Annotated in this window: 15 protein-coding genes and 1 pseudogene; 3 read left to right on the top strand and 13 right to left on the bottom strand. The window is 51.4% G+C overall.

Annotation, left to right across the window (positions count from 1 at the left end):
- Positions 1-192 precede the first annotated feature (192 nt).
- From ptsP to M2277_RS22890, 10 genes are all read right to left on the bottom strand, one after another.
- Complete coding sequence (gene ptsP, locus M2277_RS22935; RefSeq protein ID WP_006208896.1) at positions 193-1,914, bottom strand: phosphoenolpyruvate--protein phosphotransferase; 1,722 nt, start codon at positions 1,912-1,914, stop codon at positions 193-195.
- The gene (locus tag M2277_RS22930; RefSeq protein ID WP_006208895.1) at positions 1,907-2,182 is read right to left on the bottom strand and encodes an HPr family phosphocarrier protein; all 276 of its coding nucleotides are present in this window, start codon (positions 2,180-2,182) and stop codon (positions 1,907-1,909) included. The genes ptsP and M2277_RS22930 overlap by 8 nt, the downstream gene beginning before the upstream one ends.
- Positions 2,183-2,239: 57 nt before the next feature.
- On the bottom strand, positions 2,240-4,321 hold the full coding sequence (gene ptsG, locus M2277_RS22925) for a glucose-specific PTS transporter subunit IIBC (protein ID WP_006208894.1): 2,082 nt from the start codon (positions 4,319-4,321) through the stop codon (positions 2,240-2,242).
- Between the two features lie 276 nt (positions 4,322-4,597).
- Positions 4,598-5,455, bottom strand: a complete 858-nt coding sequence (glcT, locus tag M2277_RS22920) for a glucose PTS transporter transcription antiterminator GlcT (protein WP_006208893.1) — start codon at positions 5,453-5,455, stop codon at positions 4,598-4,600.
- Positions 5,456-5,618: 163 nt separating this feature from the next.
- Complete coding sequence (locus M2277_RS22915; RefSeq protein ID WP_006208892.1) at positions 5,619-7,154, bottom strand: flotillin family protein; 1,536 nt, start codon at positions 7,152-7,154, stop codon at positions 5,619-5,621.
- Positions 7,155-7,158: 4 nt separating this feature from the next.
- Entirely contained in the window at positions 7,159-7,692 is a 534-nt protein-coding gene (locus M2277_RS22910) for an NfeD family membrane protein (protein WP_036643002.1), read from the bottom strand.
- Between the two features lie 201 nt (positions 7,693-7,893).
- Entirely contained in the window at positions 7,894-9,057 is a 1,164-nt protein-coding gene (locus M2277_RS22905; protein ID WP_063478892.1) for an iron-containing alcohol dehydrogenase, read from the bottom strand.
- Between the two features lie 167 nt (positions 9,058-9,224).
- On the bottom strand, positions 9,225-10,823 hold the full coding sequence (locus tag M2277_RS22900; RefSeq protein ID WP_280755579.1) for a UDP-glucose--hexose-1-phosphate uridylyltransferase: 1,599 nt from the start codon (positions 10,821-10,823) through the stop codon (positions 9,225-9,227).
- A 19-nt stretch (positions 10,824-10,842) separates the two neighbouring features.
- A complete protein-coding gene (galE, locus tag M2277_RS22895; RefSeq protein WP_036642995.1) occupies positions 10,843-11,832 on the bottom strand; it encodes a UDP-glucose 4-epimerase GalE in 990 nt (329 codons plus the stop codon).
- 1 nt (position 11,833) lies between these two features.
- Positions 11,834-13,012, bottom strand: a complete 1,179-nt coding sequence (locus tag M2277_RS22890) for a galactokinase (RefSeq protein WP_280755578.1) — start codon at positions 13,010-13,012, stop codon at positions 11,834-11,836.
- 187 nt (positions 13,013-13,199) lie between these two features.
- Between M2277_RS22890 and M2277_RS22885 the strand changes: the two genes are divergently transcribed.
- Positions 13,200-14,072, top strand: a complete 873-nt coding sequence (locus tag M2277_RS22885) for an AraC family transcriptional regulator (protein WP_063478888.1) — start codon at positions 13,200-13,202, stop codon at positions 14,070-14,072.
- 107 nt (positions 14,073-14,179) lie between these two features.
- Here the strand turns inward: M2277_RS22885 and mgrA are convergent, their stop codons facing one another.
- From mgrA to M2277_RS22870, 3 genes are all read right to left on the bottom strand, one after another.
- Positions 14,180-15,205 (bottom strand): L-glyceraldehyde 3-phosphate reductase, encoded by a 1,026-nt coding sequence (gene mgrA, locus M2277_RS22880; RefSeq protein ID WP_006208885.1) that lies wholly within the window; start codon positions 15,203-15,205, stop codon positions 14,180-14,182.
- A gap of 124 nt (positions 15,206-15,329) precedes the next feature.
- The gene (locus tag M2277_RS22875) at positions 15,330-16,082 is read right to left on the bottom strand and encodes an NAD-dependent protein deacylase (RefSeq protein ID WP_006208884.1); all 753 of its coding nucleotides are present in this window, start codon (positions 16,080-16,082) and stop codon (positions 15,330-15,332) included.
- 36 nt (positions 16,083-16,118) lie between these two features.
- Positions 16,119-16,886, bottom strand: coding sequence for an HAD family hydrolase (locus tag M2277_RS22870; RefSeq protein WP_006208883.1), 768 nt, complete (start codon positions 16,884-16,886; stop codon positions 16,119-16,121).
- 210 nt (positions 16,887-17,096) lie between these two features.
- Here M2277_RS22870 and M2277_RS22865 point away from each other — a divergent pair.
- Together M2277_RS22865 and ilvD are read left to right on the top strand one after the other, a co-directional pair.
- Positions 17,097-17,336 (top strand): annotated as a pseudogene (locus M2277_RS22865) (KGG domain-containing protein); the annotation flags it as partial.
- 238 nt (positions 17,337-17,574) lie between these two features.
- Positions 17,575-19,263: a dihydroxy-acid dehydratase gene (gene ilvD, locus M2277_RS22860; protein ID WP_063478887.1), complete on the top strand. Its 1,689-nt coding sequence runs from the start codon at positions 17,575-17,577 to the stop codon at positions 19,261-19,263.
- Positions 19,264-19,300 lie beyond the last annotated feature (37 nt).

The raw sequence follows: 19,300 nt of genomic DNA, 5'->3' as shown, positions 1-19,300 counted from the left end.
GCCAAGTCACTATATATTTAGGCTATTATACTAGCAATTATGCCAGCTGTCTTTCTTTTGATCAAAAAAAACATCTGCCCAATGGACAGATGTTATCAAGGTCATATTTTTAAACGTGGAAAAAGTTTTGTAGAGTCCCTGGAGAAAACCCGGTTGCTTCATCAGGTGTTCCAAATTCTTCGATCGTCCGCCTTATTCGGCTGCAGCCTCTATGGATTCGACCAGAGATACAACTTCCTCTGCGGTACCCATCTCGAGCGCTTTGGCTGCGAGGGCCTGCATATCGCCGCGGGACAGCTTCCCGATCTGGCTTCGCGCTGGCAGAATGGATGTGGCGCTCATGCTGAACTCATCCAGACCCAGACCGAGCAGAATCGGAATCGCTGTAGAGTCACCAGCCATTTCGCCGCACATCCCAACCCAGCGACCCTCGCGATGAGCGGCATCGATGACCATTTTGACCAATCGCAGAATCGCCGGATTGTATGGCTGGTACAGATAGGCCACCCGTTCATTCATGCGGTCAGCCGCCATCGTATACTGAATAAGGTCATTGGTTCCGATGCTGAAGAAATCAACCTCTTTGGCAAACTGATCGGCCAGCACGGCGGTGGATGGAATCTCCACCATGATCCCCAGCTGAATCTCCTCGGATACCGGAGTGCCTTCGCTCACAAGCTTGGCCTTCTCTTCTTCCAAAAGAGCTTTCGCTTCACGGAATTCACTCAGTGTCGCTATCATTGGAAACATGATGCGCAGGTTGCCGTGGACGCTCGCACGCAGCAGCGCGCGCAGCTGTGTTCTGAAGATATCCTGACGGTCCAGGCACAGCCTTACGGCGCGGAATCCGAGGAACGGGTTCATTTCCTTCGGCAGATCCAGATATGGCAGCTCCTTGTCCCCGCCGATATCGAGGGTACGGACAACAACCGGTTTGCCTTCCATTTTTTCCAAAACCGATTTATAAGCGACATATTGGATCTCTTCCGAAGGAAGTTTGTCTCTGCCCATGTACAAGAACTCGGTGCGGTACAGTCCTACTGCTTCCCCGCCATTATCCAGTACGCCAGCTACGTCATTCGGTGTCCCGATGTTGGCAGCCAGCTCCACATGGATTCCGTCCTTGGACACGGTCGGTTCAGAGCGAAGTTTCTTCCACTCCTCGATCTGTTTGGCGTAGGCTTCCTGCTTCGCACGGTATTGCTCCAAGATAGCTTCAGTGGGATTAATAATGACATCCCCTTCAAGTCCATCAACGATGATCCAATCCCCGTTTTGAACCGAGGAGAGCACGTTCTTCGTTCCGACAACGGCCGGAATTTCAAGGGAACGGGCCATGATGGCCGAATGCGAGGTACGTCCGCCGATATTCGTAGTGAATCCCTTAACGTACTTGCGGTTCAGCTGTGCCGTATCCGACGGAGTCAGGTCTTCTGCAACCACGATGACTTCTTCGCTGATCTCCGAAGGGCTGACATAATTCAGTCCCAGCAGATGCTTGAGAATCCGTTTGGTTACATCGCGCATATCGGCCGCCCGCTCCTGCAAATAGGCACTCTTCATGTTCTCGAACATTTGAATGAATTGGGTAGCCGTTTCATTCAATGCAAACTCAGCATTAACCGATTCGGAAGCGATTTTTGCCTTGACCGGCTCAATCAGTTCCGGATCATTCAGGATGAGAAGGTGAGATTCGAAAATCTCCGCCTTCTTCTCCCCGAGCTCCTGAAGTGTGCGGGCTTTGATCGCCTCGAGCTCAGCCTGAGACTGAGCCAGTGCTGCATCCAGCTTCGCGAGCTCGGCATCCGTATCCGTCACTTGCTTTTCGGTGACGGAATAGTCAGGATGCTCAAGTGTAAACGCCCGTGCAATCGCGATGCCCGCAGATGCCGCGATTCCTTTCAGATTATTCATGAACCTCTCCTAACCCTTCGTTCACCATCACTTCTTGAAGTGCTGTAAGCGCCTCGCTCTCATTGCCGCCTTCTGTGATCAGTGTCAAAGTGTCACCTTGCTCCAGTCCAAGAGACAGAACGCCCAGAATGGATTTCAGTGTTACTTTTTTGCCGTTAGCTTCAGCGAATGAATTCGTGTCTTGAAATTTATTAGCTGTGTTTACCAATGCCGTTGCCGGGCGTGCGTGGATTCCATCTTCGTCAATAATTCTGAATGTTTGTTGCATGTTCATCATCCTACTTTCGTAAAGTTATTTTTATGATTCCTTAATATCCATGTTGGGCTAAGGTTTCGTTATGGTTATGATTCCTTGTTCGCCACGTTTTACTTCACCCGTCTTGTTCAGCTTCACAGAAGCACCTTCCGGCAGATTTGAGAAAATAATAGGAGAAATAATCGATTTTGCATTCTCCTTCACATATTCCAGATCCACCTGCATGATTGGTTGGCCCGCGGATACCGAATCGCCTTCCTGTACAAGAACTTCAAATCCCTGCCCCTTCAGCTTAACCGTGTTGACACCGATATGGACAAGGACTTCTTTGCCGCCATCGGACATAATGCCGACAGCGTGCTTACTAGGGAACACATTAAATACCGTTCCTTTCACAGGAGAAGCAATGGTTCCGTTGTGAGGAATAACCGCAAACCCATCCCCGGTCATGCGTTCTGCGAACACAGGGTCAGGCACGTGGGAGATATCCACCAACTCTCCGTCGACAGGGGATACAACTTCCTCCATCACAAGCGTCTCGCCATCCTGAGTCGCCTGGAATTCCTCACTGGCTGCCGGCATGCTTTCTGCTGGGGCTGCTTGAGGTGCCGAGGACGGTGTTATTCCGGACATAATGTCCTGAATTTGCGACTTAATCGTATCGGAACGGGTTCCAAATATCGCCTGGATATTATTCCCCACCTCCAGCACGCCTGACGCACCGAGCTGCTTCAGCCTAGCCTTGTCAACACTGCCCTTCTCCTTCACCTCAACGCGGAGACGGGTAATACATGCATCCAGATGCGCGATGTTCGACTGGCCTCCAAGTGCAGTCAGAATGTGAAGCGGCAGATCATCTCTACTGCTTCCTCCTGCTGACCCGGATCCGGACTCCGCAGCCGATGCAGATGCTTCCTCCCGGCCCGGTGTTCTCAGATTGAATTTCCGAATGACAAAACGGAACCCAAAGTAATAGATCACTGCCATGATAACACCAACGATGAGCACATTCCACCATGGCGTCCGATTCGGAATGACACCGAATATCATGTAATCGATCAGGCCGCCGGAGAAGGTCATGCCAATCTTCGTGTCCAGAATATGCATCGTCATGAAGGAAAGACCCGCAAACAGAGCATGCACGGCGAACAGGATCGGCGCCACAAACAGGAATGAGAACTCAAGCGGCTCCGTGATTCCTGTCAAGAAAGAGGTCAGTGCAGCAGACCCCATAATACCTGCTACAAGCTTTTTGTTCTCTGGTCTTGCTTCATGATAGATGGCCAGGGCGGCCGCAGGAAGACCAAACATCATAAACGGATATTTCCCCGTCATGAATGTACCCGCGGTAAACTCCACGCCGTCCCGAAGCTGAGCCATGAATATATTCTGATCACCGCGTACCATTTGACCTGCCTGGTTCACATATTCACCGAACTCAAACCAGAATGGGGAGTAAAAAATGTGGTGCAGACCGAATGGAATCAATCCGCGTTCCACTACGCCGAACACAAAAGCGGACAGCGTCAAATTTTGCTCCAGCATGAAATGGGATGCCGTGTTAAGCGCCGACTGAATCGGTGGCCATATAAACACCATCAACAGACCAAGCAACACCGAGGTTGCGGCTGTCATAATCGGGACAAACCGTTTGCCTGCAAAAAAGCCCAGATATGACGGAAGCTCTATTTTGTAAAATCGTCGGTACATGCTTGCAGCCAATATACCGACGATGATCCCGCCAAATACTCCGGTTGCCAGTGTCGGAATGCCCAGTACGCTGGCATATTCGTAATTCGTGCCGATCATCGATGGCGTCACGCCAATGACACTTCCCATGGTTACGTTCATAACCAGGTAACCGATGATGGCGGCAAGTCCGGCCACCCCTTCTCCGCCGGCTAAGCCGACGGCAACGCCGACTGCGAACAGCAGAGACAAATTCGTGAACACGATTTGACCCGCGTTCATCATGACTGTTGCAGCCGCTTGCACCCAAGCTGCGTTCAGCCATGGAGCATACTGCAGGAAATCGGGGTTAACCAGCATATTTCCAAGACCCAGCAAAAGTCCGGCCGCCGGCAATATTGCCACTGGCAGCATCAGAGCTTTACCGACCCTTTGCAGTACGCCAAAAAGCCGTTTGAACATGAAGTTTCTCACCCTCTGTCTAGTTGTTGTCACAAGCGAATGTAAAAGGCACAGTAAAACAAACAAACCAAAAAAGGCATGAGTAACCACGGGAAATGGTGGTCTAATCTCATGGATTAGATTACCCAAAAATGGGTAATTACAACCAATTTCCTGCTGTACTCATGCCTGATCGAATCAGTTACACGTTAATTTGATGTTTTACTTAATAACTGATCGTATTGTAACACCGTTCATTTATCGTTGCAACCACATGAAGAGGACTTAATAAAATCTTCACATTTGCTCGTTCTGGCCTTTGCGCTGCATCAGCCGCTCCAGATGGATGGTCAGATAACCAGCCTCTGCTGGATAGACAGGCTTCTTCAGCCGCTGCTCCATGATCTTCGTCAGCTTCCACGCCAAGGAATATGTCTCAGGATATTCACGCTTCAGAAGACCGTCCAGCGAACTCGTCTCATTCACCGCTTCCCCCCGCCTTATCCGCTCCAGCGCGAACCGAAGATGGGTCAACAGGCGGGAATAATCCAGCGTATCCTTCGGTATGGCATAATCCATCTGCTGCTCCACGGTATGTACGAGATCCGCGATCAGCTCCGAATGCTTGCGAACTTCCGAAATATGCTGGTTCGTAAGAGCGCCATGAAAATGAAGGGCTATAAATCCGATTTCCTCTTGACCCAGATCCACCCCGAGTTTATCCCGAATGGTACGGACTGCGTATTCTGCCATCTCATACTCTTCAGGATACATCTCGCGGGTTTCATATAAGAAAGGATTATGAATGTAAAGCCCCTGGGCGTGACGTTTAATAGCAAATGCGATATGGTCGGTCAACGCAATGTGGATATGCTCATTCAGAGGAGCCTCACTGGATTTCGCAGCATTCAGAATAATATCATTCATCGCCTCAATCAGCTTCTCATCGATATGAGGCACCAGCTGCTTATACTGCTCCTGCTCCTCCGGTTTAGTCAAAATGAACATTTTCTCGGCAGCGGAGGCCGGGATGCTGTCTTTATTCCTGCGATTAAAGCCAATTCCCTTGCCGATGACAACAACCTCCCCGTGCTGAGGATGCCGCGCTATGATTACATTGTTGTTCAACACTTTAGCCACTTGTAAGCTGCTCACATTCGCACCTCTTTTTGATTCAAACGCGTATACTCGGATATCTTATCAGAAATATGAGAGCACAGCAAAATCATTTGTGGTTGCCAATGTATTCAAGGTGCTGTACCACTGCCTGTCAACACACATGCCCCGATTCAAATCGCATCTAACTGCGTTTAAACGATTATGATTCTTCCTTCGCTGCGCTTGTTTCTACAGGAACCGGCACTGGCACCAGCTCCGGCTCGACCGCAACCGACTTATGGACAGCTGCTGGCTTCTTGGTCAATCCCTTGATCAGCTCTTCCACATCAATTCCCGATACGCTCTTCAGCATTTCAGGCGCCGTAGACATAAGCTCGGTCACATAATTGCTCACGCGAGCCGCTCCTTCGCCTTTACCTGTATCGACAACCGTCAGCTTATCGATGGACGAGATTGGCTGAGCAATCTTGCCAGCAAGCTCAGGCAGCATTTTTACAATGATGTCGAGCACCGCAGCTTCTCCGAACTTCTGGAACGCTTCGGCAAGTTTTTCTTTGGCATCGGCTTCGGCAATACCCCGAAGACGAATGACTTCAGCTTCAGCCGTACCTTTTGCACGCTCTGCATCAGCGACCGCCATACCATCCAGGCGCTTCTGTTCGGCAGAAGCTTTTGCCTGTGTCTCGATGGAGTACTGCACGGCATCCGCTTCGCGCATCTTGCGGGCTTTATCCGCTTCGGCTGCCTGCTCCACCGCGTAGCGATCCGCTTCGGCTTTTTTCTTCACGTCCGCATCATACTGCTTCTCGCGAACCATGATTTCTTTTTCCTGAAGATCGATTTCACGTTCCTTGCGGACGAGCTCGACCTTCATCTGCTCTTCAACCACTGTTTGTCTGGCACGGGCTTCCTGGATATGGTATGCCTGGTCGGCTTCCGCCTTCGCCGTATCCTGCTCCTTCTTAAAGGAAGCGACCTTCAGTTCTCTTTCCTTCTCAGCTTCCGCGATATTGGTATCGCGAACGACCTCAGCCTTCTGTCCTTCTTCTTCCGCACGGGCTTTCTGAATCCGCGCATCCCGAACCGCTTCCGCTTCGGCAATCTCTGCATCCCGCTTCACCGTGGCAATCCGCGGCTTACCTAGTGCTTCCAGGTATCCATGCTTATCGCGAACGTCCTTAATGGTGAAGGATACGATCTGCAGACCCATCTTCTTCAAATCTCTTGCCGCAACGCCTTGAACCTCCTGCGCAAACTTGTCGCGGTTACGGTATACTTCCTCCACCGTCATCGAACCCAGAATGGCACGCAGATGACCCTCAAGCACTTCCTGGGCTTCGCCTTTCAGCGCTTCAATCGGCTTGCCCATGAACTGCTCGGCTGCGGTCGCCACGTCTTCAATGGAGCTTCCGACTTTAATAATGGCAACCCCATCGGCCATCACCGGCACGCCCTGCTCCGTGTACACTTCAGGGGTCATGACATCCAGCTTATGGGATAAGAGCGATACGAATTCGGAACGTTGAAATACGGGTAGTATAAAAGCGCCGCCGCCGCGTACGATTTTGATTTTGCGGCCGGATTCATCCTCCGATAAATTTTTGCTCCCCAGGAATGAACCGGTTACAATCATCGCTTCATCCGGACTCACCGTTTTGTAACGAGCCCAGAATGCAAGTCCCAACACAACAATAACGGCTACGACAATGGACGGAATTACTAAGTACTCTGGCATTGAATCAATCATCTCCTTTTCGTTCTTCCAGTTCGGACACTCTCAGGACACCATCAACAACGTCGATAACTACCACGCGGACACCTGCGGGAAGGATCTGACGATCAAAGCTGGACGCAATGTGCATGGTGTTGCCTGCTCCAATCTTGACCATTACTTCACCAAATCCCTCTGCAGGGAGCGGTACAGTTACAACGCCAATCCTGCCCGCCAGCTCTTTAATAGAGAAGCCTGTCGAGTTCTCGCTGTTCTCCATCGGTTTGACATACCCAAAGTAGACGAGAATCGAGATGACGATAGCTGACAGGATAGACAGCGTTACATGGGCACCTGCTGCCAAATTCGTGTATTTCATCAGCATGATTCCGGTACCGCCAAATACGGTGATTCCCCCAGCGATTACAACCGGATTGAAAAAATCCACTGACAAAAAGTCCAACAATCCGTCAAGTGCCGAGCTGAGTATGTCACCAAGCACCACGGTTACGATGGCGAATAAGACGCCTCCGATCAGACAGCCCCAATATAACGCTTCCATGTTGATTGCCCCCTCTGGAATTCCTTACTGTGTATAACAAGTAATACGGCAAAATGTTTGCTAAAGTTTCAATTATTTGCCTCAAACGTATGAAAATCTCTGCATATCTATATTCCACACGCCATCGCAAGAAGCCTGCTCGGTATGAACCGGCAGGCTTGCATCGTCCCCCCTGCTATGCGAGCAACAGGTCAGGGCGCATTAAAGCGACATTTTATAAATTTCAACAACGTCTTCGCGCTGCAGCTTGCGGAAATTGCCAAACGGTCCAAAACGCATCGCTTTGTCGGCCATAGCCTCGATCTCGCGATCGTCGATATTGTAAGCTCCCAATGTGCTAGGTGCGCCGATGGAAGTCCAGAAACTGCGAAGGGCTTCAATGCCTTCCAATCCGATCTCCTCATCGGTCTTTCCTGTCGGATCAACTCCGAACACATTCACAGCAAGCGACTTGAAGCGCTGAGGATCTGCGCTAAGATTGTATTTCATCCAGTTCGGGAAGAGTATCGCCAGGCCGCCGCCATGCGGAATGTCGTATACGGCAGATACCGCATGCTCAATATTGTGGGTAGCCCAGTCTCCCGCCATTCCCATATTGATCATGCCGTTCAGGGCCATCGTTCCACAGTACATCGTCGTCTCGCGAAGCTCATAGTTCTCCAGATCCTCTACGAGCTTGGGTGCTGTCTCTATCATGGTGCGAAGTATCGTTTCGCAGAATCCGTCTTGCACCGGCGTATTCGTATCTTGGTGGAAGTAGTGCTCCAGCACGTGAGACATAATATCAACGACACCATACACGGTTTGGTCCCGTGGAAGGGAGAACGTATGTACAGGATCCAGAATTGAAAATGCAGGGTAGGCGTGCGGGCTTCCCCAGCCCATCTTCTCCTGGGTCGTCTCATTGGTAATAACGGAGCCGCCATTCATCTCCGAGCCCGTGGCAGCCATCGTGAGCACGGTCCCGAGTGGAAGAGCCCCTTGCGGAGCCGCCTTGCGCTCTACGAAATCCCACATGTCGCCGTCATATTTGGCACCAACGGCAATCGCCTTGGAGCAGTCAAGCACACTTCCTCCGCCAACAGCCAGAATGAGGTCAATGTTATGCTTCCGGCACAACTCAACGCCCTTATGAACCGTGGACAGACGCGGATTCGGTTCCACTCCGCTCAGCTCTGTTACCACAGCATTCGCTTCTTGCAGCAACGCGATGACCTGGTCATACAGCCCGCTGCGCTTGATGCTGCCCCCGCCGTATACTAGCAATACATTCTGGCCGTATTTGGCCACTTCACTACTTAAAGCGCTCAGTTTGCCCTTGCCAAATATCAACTGAGTCGGATTATGAAATACAAATGGTCTCATATTTATTACCTCCATCGCATCGTGTTTGCAGCTATTATTCAATCATGCATGCTCATTCATTTTATATCATTCCTCCTGTGTAAAACAAACAACCGTTCCTCTCTGCGGAAAGGGCCGGCTGTTTTTGCTATTAACGCAGTTAAATGGATATTTTTTATCACGGAGAACTACATGCTCTCACGCTGGAATCCCATACGGCTTAGAAATTGCTCAAAAGCCTGCTGTCCGTCTTCCGTCTGTTTGTACACACCGGCATGCTCCAGGATCGTAGTGAACTTCTTGCCAACTTCCTGGCGGATCAGCTCCATAGCCTCAGCCTTGTCGGACAGGGCGGCTCCCCGTTCCCGCAGCTCTTCGATCCAATCGCCGTGAACAGCAAGCGGATGGTCTGGGGCCTGGCTGTCCGCATACAGTTTCTCGTTCCCGACCAGAACCTCGGCAATTTGGTCCAGCTCTTCCTTGAGCCTGCCCGGCAGGATCGCCAGCCCCATAACTTCGATCAAGCCGATATTCTCCTTCTTGATATGAAACATCTCCCGGTGAGGATGAAAAATCCCTTCGGGGTGCCGTTCACTGGTCCGATTGTTCCGCAACACCAGATCCAGCTCATAGATGCCTTCGTCATTTTGCCGGGCAATCGGCGTAACCGTATTATGGCGGACTCTCTCTCCCTTCACCTCGCTGAACGCTTCAATGTCTTGCGAAGGGTCACTGTAGAATTTCCAATTCTCATAGATGCTGTTGGCACATTCAAGGAGCAATCCCCGATCACTTGAGGCCAGCCGGATAACCGACATCGGCCACTTCACGATGCTGACGGACACGCCGGGATAAGCCTCATGTGAGAAGCCCGCCACCTTCGGTGCTTTCTGAATCGGGAAGGAATGACGGCCTCCTTGGAAATGATCATGCGTAAGAATTGAGCCCCCCACGATCGGGAGATCCGCATTCGACCCGAGAAAATAATGCGGGTACGCATCCACAAAACTCAAGAGGCGGGCAAGCGTCTCCCTGGTCAGCTTCATCGGCACATGATCATGATGGAACACGATGCAATGCTCGTTGTAGTATACATAGGGCGAATACTGGAAGAACCAGCGCTCCCCGTTTAACTCCAGCGGGATAATCCGCAAGTTTTGCCGTGCCGGATGATTGACCCTGCCAGCATAACCGACATTCTCACGGCAGAGCTGACATTTGGGATAAACAGGCGGTGGCAGCAGCTTTGCCATAGCGATTTCCTTCGGACTTTTCTCCGGTTTGGATAGGTTAATCGTGATCTCAATATCGCCGTACGCGCTGGCATGTCTCCAATATTCATTCTTGGCTACCCGATCCATGCGAATGTAGTTGGAATCGATGCACAGATCATAGAACTGTTGAGTAGCTGCAATGATCCCCTGCTCCTGCTGGGCTGCTCGAAACCGGGCTGTCACTTCCGAAGGCCTTGCCATAAGACGGCCCATGATTTTGGCATCCAGCAAATCCCGGTACGTATCCGTGTTCTCCGGTATGAGTCCGTTCGCCGCACCGTAATCGATCAAAATGTCCAGCATGGCCTGGGGTCCATCCGGAATCTGCTCATTCACTTCGTCGCCATACGGCTCGCTGAAGCCGAAGTCCTCCAGCAGCAGATTGCGGCTGTAATCCACATCGGCTGCCTCGATAAGGCCTTTATGCAGGGCAAATCGCACCAGCATTTCTATCGCATGCAGAGCCTGCTTCGATTGCTTCGATTCGGGAGTTCCTGATGGTACTGATTTCATCGCCGTAGTCCCCCTTGGATTAATTGTCTCCGTAACCGTGCGGATGACTGCTGTGCCACTTCCATGCACTATCGATAATCTCTTCAAGCGACGTTTTGGATGGTGTCCATCCAAGGACGGTACGCGCTTTATCTGAAGAGGCTACTAATACAGCAGGGTCGCCGGAACGCCGTGCCTCCATGACAACCGGAATGTCAGCGCCAGTCACCCGCTTCGATGTCTCAATAACTTCCTTCACCGAGAAACCGAGCCCGTTGCCGAGGTTAAATACATTGCTGGGTTCCCCACGGCGGAGATACTCTACCGCGCGCAGATGGGCGTTCGCAAGATCGCTGACATGGATATAGTCACGCACGCATGTTCCGTCCGGCGTAGAATAATCATCGCCAAACACGGAGATGCTTGGGCGCTGCTTCAAAGCGGTTTGCAGCACAAGCGGGATCAGATGGCTCTCCGGGCGGTGATCCTCTCCGATGGAGCCGCTGGCATGGGATCCGGCAGCGTTGAAGTAACGAAGAGATACATATTTTACACCGAGCACGGTATCAAACCAGGACATCATCCGTTCCATCATTAGCTTGGTTTCCCCGTACACGTTCGTTGGCTGCGTCCGGTCCGTTTCCTCAATAGGCACCTTCTCAGGCTCACCGTAGGTAGCAGCCGTTGAGGAGAAGACGATTTTGCGTACACCTGCTTCATTCATCGCTTCCAGCAGACAGAGCGTTCCGTATACGTTGTTGTCGTAATACTTCACCGGGTCCTTCATGCTCTCGCCGACCAGTGAATTCGCAGCAAAGTGGATAACGGCATCGATATCATTCTCCGAGAACAGCTGGTTTAGCAGCGTCTTGTCGCGCAGATCGCCAACATACAGCTTTCCGCCAAGGAGCGCTTCGCGATGCCCGGTCTCCAGACTGTCGATAACAACAACCTCTTCTCCCTTCTCAAGCAGTTCCGCCACAGTGTGAGAACCGATATAACCTGCACCGCCAGTTACTAAAATCGCCATATTATTTGCCCTCCTTCACTTCATGCACACCTTGACCAACGCCGCATACATAGAAATCCGGCTTCAGTCCGGTTCTGCTTTCATACTGCTGCCCCACTTCCGCTATGAAGCGTTCCACCGCATCCTCGTGGACCAAAGACACCGTGCAGCCCCCGAAACCGGCCCCCGTCATCCGGGAACCAAGCGTTCCTGGGATGCGCTGGGCTTCCTCAACGAGCGCGTCCAGCTCATCGCCTGTCACTTCATACAGATAACGCAAGGAGTCATGGGACTGGTTCATATACTGACCGAACGATTCCAGATCCCCGTTCTTCAATGCTTTCACGGAATCAAGAACGCGCTGGTTCTCCTCCACGACGTGCTGGGCGCGTCTTCGGACCGTTTCATCCTGGATGTTGTCCTGTAATGTTACGAATTGATCCGGGTTCAGCTGTGCGAGATACGTTAGTGCAGGAAGCTCATTCTGCAAAATCTCCAAAGCACGGTCGCACTCACTTCGGCGTTCATTGTATTTGGAGTCGACAAGCCCCCGTCGTTTATTGGTATTGGAAATCACGATTTTATATGGTCCCGTCTGGAACGGTACAAGCTCATACTCAAGGGTATCGCACATTAACAGAATGGCATGATCCTGCTTGCCGTTAGCCACGGCAAATTGATCCATGATGCCGGAATTGACGCCAACGAACAGGTTCTCCACTCTCTGTGAGAGCTTCGCGATCTCCACGGTATCCGCTGCCTTGCCCTCCATGCTCAAGAGCGCGTAGGCTGTGACCACTTCGATGGAGGCAGAGGAAGACAGACCCGCGCCGTTAGGAATATCCCCATGGTAGAGCAGGTCATACCCGCTGCTAAGATTGGAGCCTATTTTATGCAATTCCGTAATGACGCCAACCGGATAATCCGTCCATTGATCGCTTTTGTAACGGTAATCCTCGTCCAGGCTGATCGTTAATTCATAAGGGATATTGGTTGAAGAGAAGCTTACCTTCTTATCGTCACGCGGACGGATAATCAAGGTTGTGCCAAACTCCAAGGCTGCCGGAAGAACGTAACCTCCGTTATAGTCCAGATGCTCCCCGATCAGATTCACCCTGCCGGGTGCGTTAAATATCCGAACCTCATGTCGGCTTTCTCCGTGCTTGTCCATGAATCTTTGCATAAGCTGTTGTGTAGTCACTGCCCATCACTCCATCCTGTACATATGGTAGTTTTACTGTCTTCAGTATAATGGAAACCTCGTTTAACGATAATGAAATCTTGTGTGTTACATATGGATTTATGTGACTTTAAGAGGTACAATAAACTCATAATTAAAACAAATCTGCAATCCCGTATTTTCCCAATCCTATTCTAAAGGAAAAATTATGATGAAACCAACCTATTCTGTTGCCTCAAATCCTGCCCAGCAGGGCAGCGGGTGGCTCCACGTCCGATTTGCGGGGGAAAGCCAGACCAGACCTGAGCATGCCCTGGGGCCGAAAATATACGATCATTACTTGCTGCATATTATCGAATCAGGATATGGCATATTTCGAACGGAAACCGATATGTACCAGCTGGGTCCCGGCGATTGCTTTCTCATCCATCCCGGTCAGATTGTCAGCTATGAATCTGACGCGAGTTGCCCGTGGCAATACCGGTGGGTCGCCTTTGACGGAGAGCATGCCGGTGAAGAAATGAATCGCCTGGGGCTCACGCCCGACAAGCCCGTCCTGCATCTCATGGAGGCGAACAACCCGATTCCCGGATATGTCTCCCTCATCCAGAAGCATTTTCAATCCAGGGAAGAAAGCTCCCACATCGCCGCCATTGGTTACCTGCATCTGATCTGTGCCGAGATCCTGAACCGCAGCGACCGCCCGTCGCTGCTGTCGCTTGCAGAGCCTCAGGTTCAGCGCACAGTGAAGCAAATGATCAATTACATGACTTCCCAATATGCCCACCCCGTCTCCATCGAACAGATGTGTGCGAGCCTGGGTTACAACCGCGCTTACTTGTCGCGCATATTCAAGCAGGAAACAGGCATGACCCCGATTACGTACCTGCTCAAATTAAGGATCGACCAATCCAAGCGGCTGCTGCGCGAACGTCCCGATTTGTCCATCGAGCAGGTCTCCGCATCCGTAGGTCTGACCGACCCACTTTATTTCTCGCGCCAATTCAAACGCCTTGTCGGCCGATCGCCAACACGATACCGGAAGGACATCATGTCCGCAGCAACACCAACGGAGCCATAAGCGAGTTCATGATCATATTTGCACCAAAAAAGGAGCGCATATCAGGCCGGGTAATACATCCTGAGGCGCTCCTTCTTCGTTTCGCTAGGTTTAGTTTGGCTATTGCATCAATTATTCTGGCCCTCTGCAGTTGATCCGTTCTCCGTCCTCAGAATCGCTTCAATGCGATCCAGCTCTTCTTTCGAGAACTCCAGATTGTTCAAGGCAGCCACATTGTCTTCGATCTGGCTTACCTTGCTCGCGCCGATGAGGGCAGATGTCACTCTGCCGCCCCGAAGCACCCACGCCAGGGCAAATTGGGCAAGACTTTGGTTCCTCGCTTGCGCGATCTGGTTCAGCGCCCTGATCTTGCGCAGCACCTCAGGCGTGATGTTGCTTTCGTTCAAGAACACGGACGCGCTTGCCGCACGCGAATCGCCAGGTACGCCGTTCAGGTATTTATTGGTCAAGAGTCCTTGGGCAAGCGGGGTAAACGCGATGCTTCCCACACCATTCTCGTCCAGAACATCGAGCAAACCGTTCTCCACCCAGCGGTCCAGCATGGAATAACTCGGCTGGTGAATAAGCAGCGGAGTGCCCAGGCTTTTCAGAATGGAGATCGCTTCCCGCGTCTTCTCCGGCGAATAGTTAGACACCCCAACATAAAGCGCCTTGCCGGAACGTACCAGATGATCCAAGGCGACCATGGTTTCTTCAAGCGGCGTTTCCGGATCCATCCGATGATGATAGAAAATATCGACGTAATCCAGGCCCATCCGCTTCAGACTCTGATCGAGACTTGACACCAGATATTTACGTGAACCATGGTCCCCGTATGGCCCAGGCCACATGTAATAACCCGCTTTGGATGAAACAACGATTTCATCGCGGTAGGCTTTGAGGTCACGGGAGAGAATTTTGCCAAATGTCTCTTCGGCAGATCCTGCAGGCGGTCCATAATTGTTCGCCAGATCGAAGTGGGTAATGCCCAGATCGAAGGAACGCGTAACCATGCTCCGCCCGTTTTCATACGTGTCGATACCACCGAAATTATGCCATAATCCAAGAGAGATTGCCGGAAGTTTCAGCCCGGAACGCCCCACACGGTTATATTTCATTCCTTCATAGCGGTCTTCGCTAGCCACATAGGTCACTTGCAATCCCTGCCTCTCTAAAGTGAATAGATCCATTGCTAAATTCATCTTAACGTGTTTCGCTGGACTTTGACAAGAAAACGATTACAGTTATGCGTGCAGCAACACGCCGCAGCTGTCGCCGCTACGTGCTGATCAGCTTATCCACTTGTGTCATGACCTGCCCGATCCGATCGGCGATCAAGAGGCCGGCCCGGTGATCGTACGGGGTCGGATCTGCATTCAGCAGAGCCACCTTGCTTCCTTGAAAATAGGATATCAGCCCAGCCGCAGGATGAACCGTCAGGGAAGTCCCGCCGATGATCAGCAAGTCCGCTGTCGATATTTCCTGAATCGAGCGCATAATAATGTTCTGGTCCAGCTCCTCTTCATACAGCACGACATCCGGTCTGATCAGCCCACCGCAATCCTTGCAGCGCGGGACAACTTCCTTAATGTCCATAATATCCTGCAGGCTGTAGAACCTTGCGCAATCCATGCAATAATTGCGGTGTACAGAGCCGTGAAGCTCCATCACATCGGAGCATCCTGCGCTCTGATGGAGTCCGTCGATATTTTGCGTAATCACCGCTTTCAGCTTCCCGTCAAATGCAAGCCTCGACAATAGCCGGTGACAGCCGTTTGGCTGTGCATTCGGATGAAGCATCTTGCTTCGGTAAAAATCATAAAACACGTCCGGATGCTTCATAAAAAACGTGTGGCTAAGCATAACCTCCGGCGGATATGGCGATTGATGCTCGCTCTGGTAAAGCCCGGCTGCTGAACGGAAGTCAGGTATTCCGCTCTCCGTGGAGGTACCGGCGCCCCCGAAAAAAACAATGTAGTCGCTCGCTTCGATCCATGTTGCCAACTGCTCGATCTTCTCCCTGTTCTCCACTCTAAACACCTCCGTACAGCCCTAAAAATATCACGTCTACCTGTGCACGTCTAATTCATTATAATCGGATATGACAACATCGGCATCTGTTAGATGTGATGTGTCCCCTTCATCCGTCAACAACCCTACGGCCAGGGCCGCACCTGCTTGTTTGGCCATCTGCATATCCCCATTGCTGTCACCGATGACAACCGTTTCTTCCGGCTTCACTCCGAGGAGACCGCATGCCGTTTCGGTCATCTCCGGATGCGGCTTACCGTTTCCAACCTGATCTCTTCCTATAATGACGGTAAAATAAGAGCGCAGCCCCATCCACTCCAGCTGTTCCAGTGCACCCGAGGTCTGATCGGACGTGACCACTGCCATTTTCACAGAGGCCAAACTGCATTTCCTCAGAAAATCTTCCAGCCCCGGCATCGGAAATGCCGGTTTTCGCTGACGAACTTCATACATCGCATTTTTCGTGATCTGATTGACCTGCACAATGGCTTCGTTCCAAGGCATTCCCGCTGCGTACAGTTGCCATGCCAGCAGCCCCGTCGTCTCTTCCACGGTCCCCATGGCGAGCGGCCCCCTGACATCGTAACCGGACACGCGCCCGCTTACATCATGCTTTGTGCCCAGCACCTTCTCTGTGGGCAGCGTGAAGCCGGCTCCCATCAGCCCCAGCCGCTCCTCCATGTACTTGAGGACATACTCGACCCAGCCTCCCCACAGCGCCATGAAATGGAGCAGCGTACCGTCTTTATCAAACAAGATCGCTTTGCAGGGAATGGAGTGTCCCTTCACTTGAAAAAACGGCAATGTCATAAAACCTCCCTATCCTATTCATGATCATACTCTTATTAAACCATGAAATAAACTCTGATTTAAGCGGAATTGCCGCTTTCCTTCAGAAATTCATCCCAAACTGACATTTACCAATCTTTAGTCGATTGTTTTGATTCATGACAAATAAGTCGTGGTAAGTAACATATACGCATAGCAAATACGACGGAAAAGGAGTGATTTGTGATGGCACAAAACGGCAATCGCAAGATGACCCGCGAAGAAGCTGGACGTCTTGGCGGCGAAGCGACAGCAAAGAATCATAGCCGCGAGTTCTATAAGGAAATCGGCAAAAAGGGCGGCAAAGCGACGTCCAAAAACCACAGCCGCGAGTTTTACCAGGAAATCGGTCAGAAAGGCGGCGAAGCCACCTCGCGGAATCATGATCGTGAATTCTATCAGGAAATCGGCCGCAAAGGCGGCAAGAAATAATGATAAACACTCGAATGAGCAGCCTGCTCCCATTCATGGGACAGGCTCTTTTCATGCCGCAGCAACAGGCCTCCCTCCATTGTTTCCTAATTAATATCATGTAGAAAAACCTACCTTTTTGTGATAGACTCATTTAAAACCTATTCGCTGTTCACAGGTACCCGGCTGCTTTGCCGGAAGACCGCGCTAAAGCGCAACAATTTTATAATAGATCTGGGGGGAAATCGACATCATGGCAACCAAAAAAATGCGTTCAGACATGATCAAGAAAGGCTTTGACCGCGCACCGCACCGCAGCCTTCTGCGTGCAGCAGGCGTTAAGGAAGAGGATTTCGGCAAACCGTTTATCGCCGTATGTAACTCCTACATCGACATCGTTCCCGGTCATGTGCATCTGCAGGAATTCGGAAAAATCGTGAAAGAAGCGATTCGTGAAGCGGGCGGCGTTCCATTCGAATTCAACACCATTGGGGTTGATGACGGCATCGCCATGGGACATATCGGCATGCGTTACTCACTGCCAAGCCGCGAGATCATCGCGGACTCCTTGGAGACGGTCGTATCCGCTCACTGGTTCGACGGTATGGTCTGCATTCCGAACTGCGACAAAATCACGCCGGGCATGCTGATGGGCGCCCTTCGCGTTAACATCCCGACAGTTTTTGTCAGCGGCGGACCGATGAAAGCCGGCGTGGACAGCAAAGGACGCAAATTGTCCCTGACCTCTGTATTTGAAGGAGTCGGAGCTCACCAGGTTGGTAAAATCAATGATGATGAGCTGCTGGAATTGGAACAATTCGGATGTCCCACTTGTGGATCATGTTCGGGCATGTTCACGGCCAATTCCATGAACTGCCTTGCCGAGGCGCTGGGTCTGGCTCTGCCGGGCAACGGTACCATCCTTGCCATCGCTGAAGAGCGTAAGGAATTCGTAAAACAATCAGCTACACAATTGATGGAACTTGTGAAAATGGATCTCAAGCCGCGCGATATCGTAACGGTTGAAGCGATTGACAACGCGTTTGCACTGGATATGGCCATGGGCGGTTCCACCAATACGGTGCTGCATACGTTGGCACTTGCTCATGAAGCTGGTCTCGATTATCCGCTTGAGCGTATCAATGAAGTTGCCGACCGTGTTCCTCACATCTCCAAACTCGCTCCAGCTTCGGATTACTTTATCGAGGATGTACACTTGGCAGGCGGTGTTAGTGCGGTCCTGCACGAGCTCCTCAAGAAACCGGGTGCATTGCATGGAGATCGTATCACCGTAACCGGCAAGACGCTGGCGGAGAACGTGGAAGGCTGTGAAATCCAGGACACCAACGTTATCCATCCGATTGACAGTCCTTATTCCGAGCGCGGCGGACTCGCTGTCCTGTACGGCAACCTGGCTCCTGAAGGTTCCATCATCAAGGTCGGCGCTGTTGATGCGTCGGTTGGCGGGTATCATAAGGGGCCTGCCATCTGCTTCAACTCCCAGGATGAGGCGCTTAGTGGCATTGCCAACGGCAAAGTTAAGGAAGGCCATGTGGTTGTCATTCGTTATGAAGGTCCTAAAGGCGGTCCGGGTATGCCAGAAATGCTGGCACCAACCTCGCAAATCGCCGGTATGGGTCTTGGAGCCAAAGTCGGCCTGATCACGGACGGACGCTTCTCCGGTGCTTCCCGTGGTATCAGTATCGGTCATATCTCGCCGGAAGCTGCCGAAGGCGGACCTATCGCATTCGTTGAAGATGGCGATATTATTGAGCTTGATCTGATCAACCGCACCATTCAATTGCTGGGCGTCAGTGATGAAGAAATGGCGATTCGCCGCAGCAAATGGGTCGATTTCGAGCCAAAAGTTAAAACCGGTTACCTCGCCCGCTATTCGAAGCTTGTAACGAATGCAAGCTCAGGCGGCGTATTGAAAATCTAATTACAGCATAGCAAAGGGGGTTATTCCTCGCAGGCAT

The organism is Paenibacillus sp. LBL, assembly GCF_029893715.1.
Lineage (GTDB): Bacteria > Bacillota > Bacilli > Paenibacillales > Paenibacillaceae > Paenibacillus_AQ > Paenibacillus_AQ glucanolyticus.
Note: the sequence above shows the minus strand (reverse complement) of the source record. Positions and strands in the feature narration are given on the sequence as shown.

Coding starts and splice junctions, on each gene's coding strand:
- ptsP (WP_006208896.1), bottom strand. CDS start 1,914: ATGAATAATCTGAAAGGAATCGCGGCATCTGCGGGCATCGCGATTGCA.
- M2277_RS22930 (WP_006208895.1), bottom strand. CDS start 2,182: ATGCAACAAACATTCAGAATTATTGACGAAGATGGAATCCACGCACGC.
- ptsG (WP_006208894.1), bottom strand. CDS start 4,321: ATGTTCAAACGGCTTTTTGGCGTACTGCAAAGGGTCGGTAAAGCTCTG.
- M2277_RS22915 (WP_006208892.1), bottom strand. CDS start 7,154: ATGCCAGAGTACTTAGTAATTCCGTCCATTGTCGTAGCCGTTATTGTT.
- M2277_RS22910 (WP_036643002.1), bottom strand. CDS start 7,692: ATGGAAGCGTTATATTGGGGCTGTCTGATCGGAGGCGTCTTATTCGCC.
- M2277_RS22905 (WP_063478892.1), bottom strand. CDS start 9,057: ATGAGACCATTTGTATTTCATAATCCGACTCAGTTGATATTTGGCAAG.
- M2277_RS22900 (WP_280755579.1), bottom strand. CDS start 10,823: ATGAAATCAGTACCATCAGGAACTCCCGAATCGAAGCAATCGAAGCAG.
- galE (WP_036642995.1), bottom strand. CDS start 11,832: ATGGCGATTTTAGTAACTGGCGGTGCAGGTTATATCGGTTCTCACACT.
- M2277_RS22885 (WP_063478888.1), top strand. CDS start 13,200: ATGATGAAACCAACCTATTCTGTTGCCTCAAATCCTGCCCAGCAGGGC.
- ilvD (WP_063478887.1), top strand. CDS start 17,575: ATGGCAACCAAAAAAATGCGTTCAGACATGATCAAGAAAGGCTTTGAC.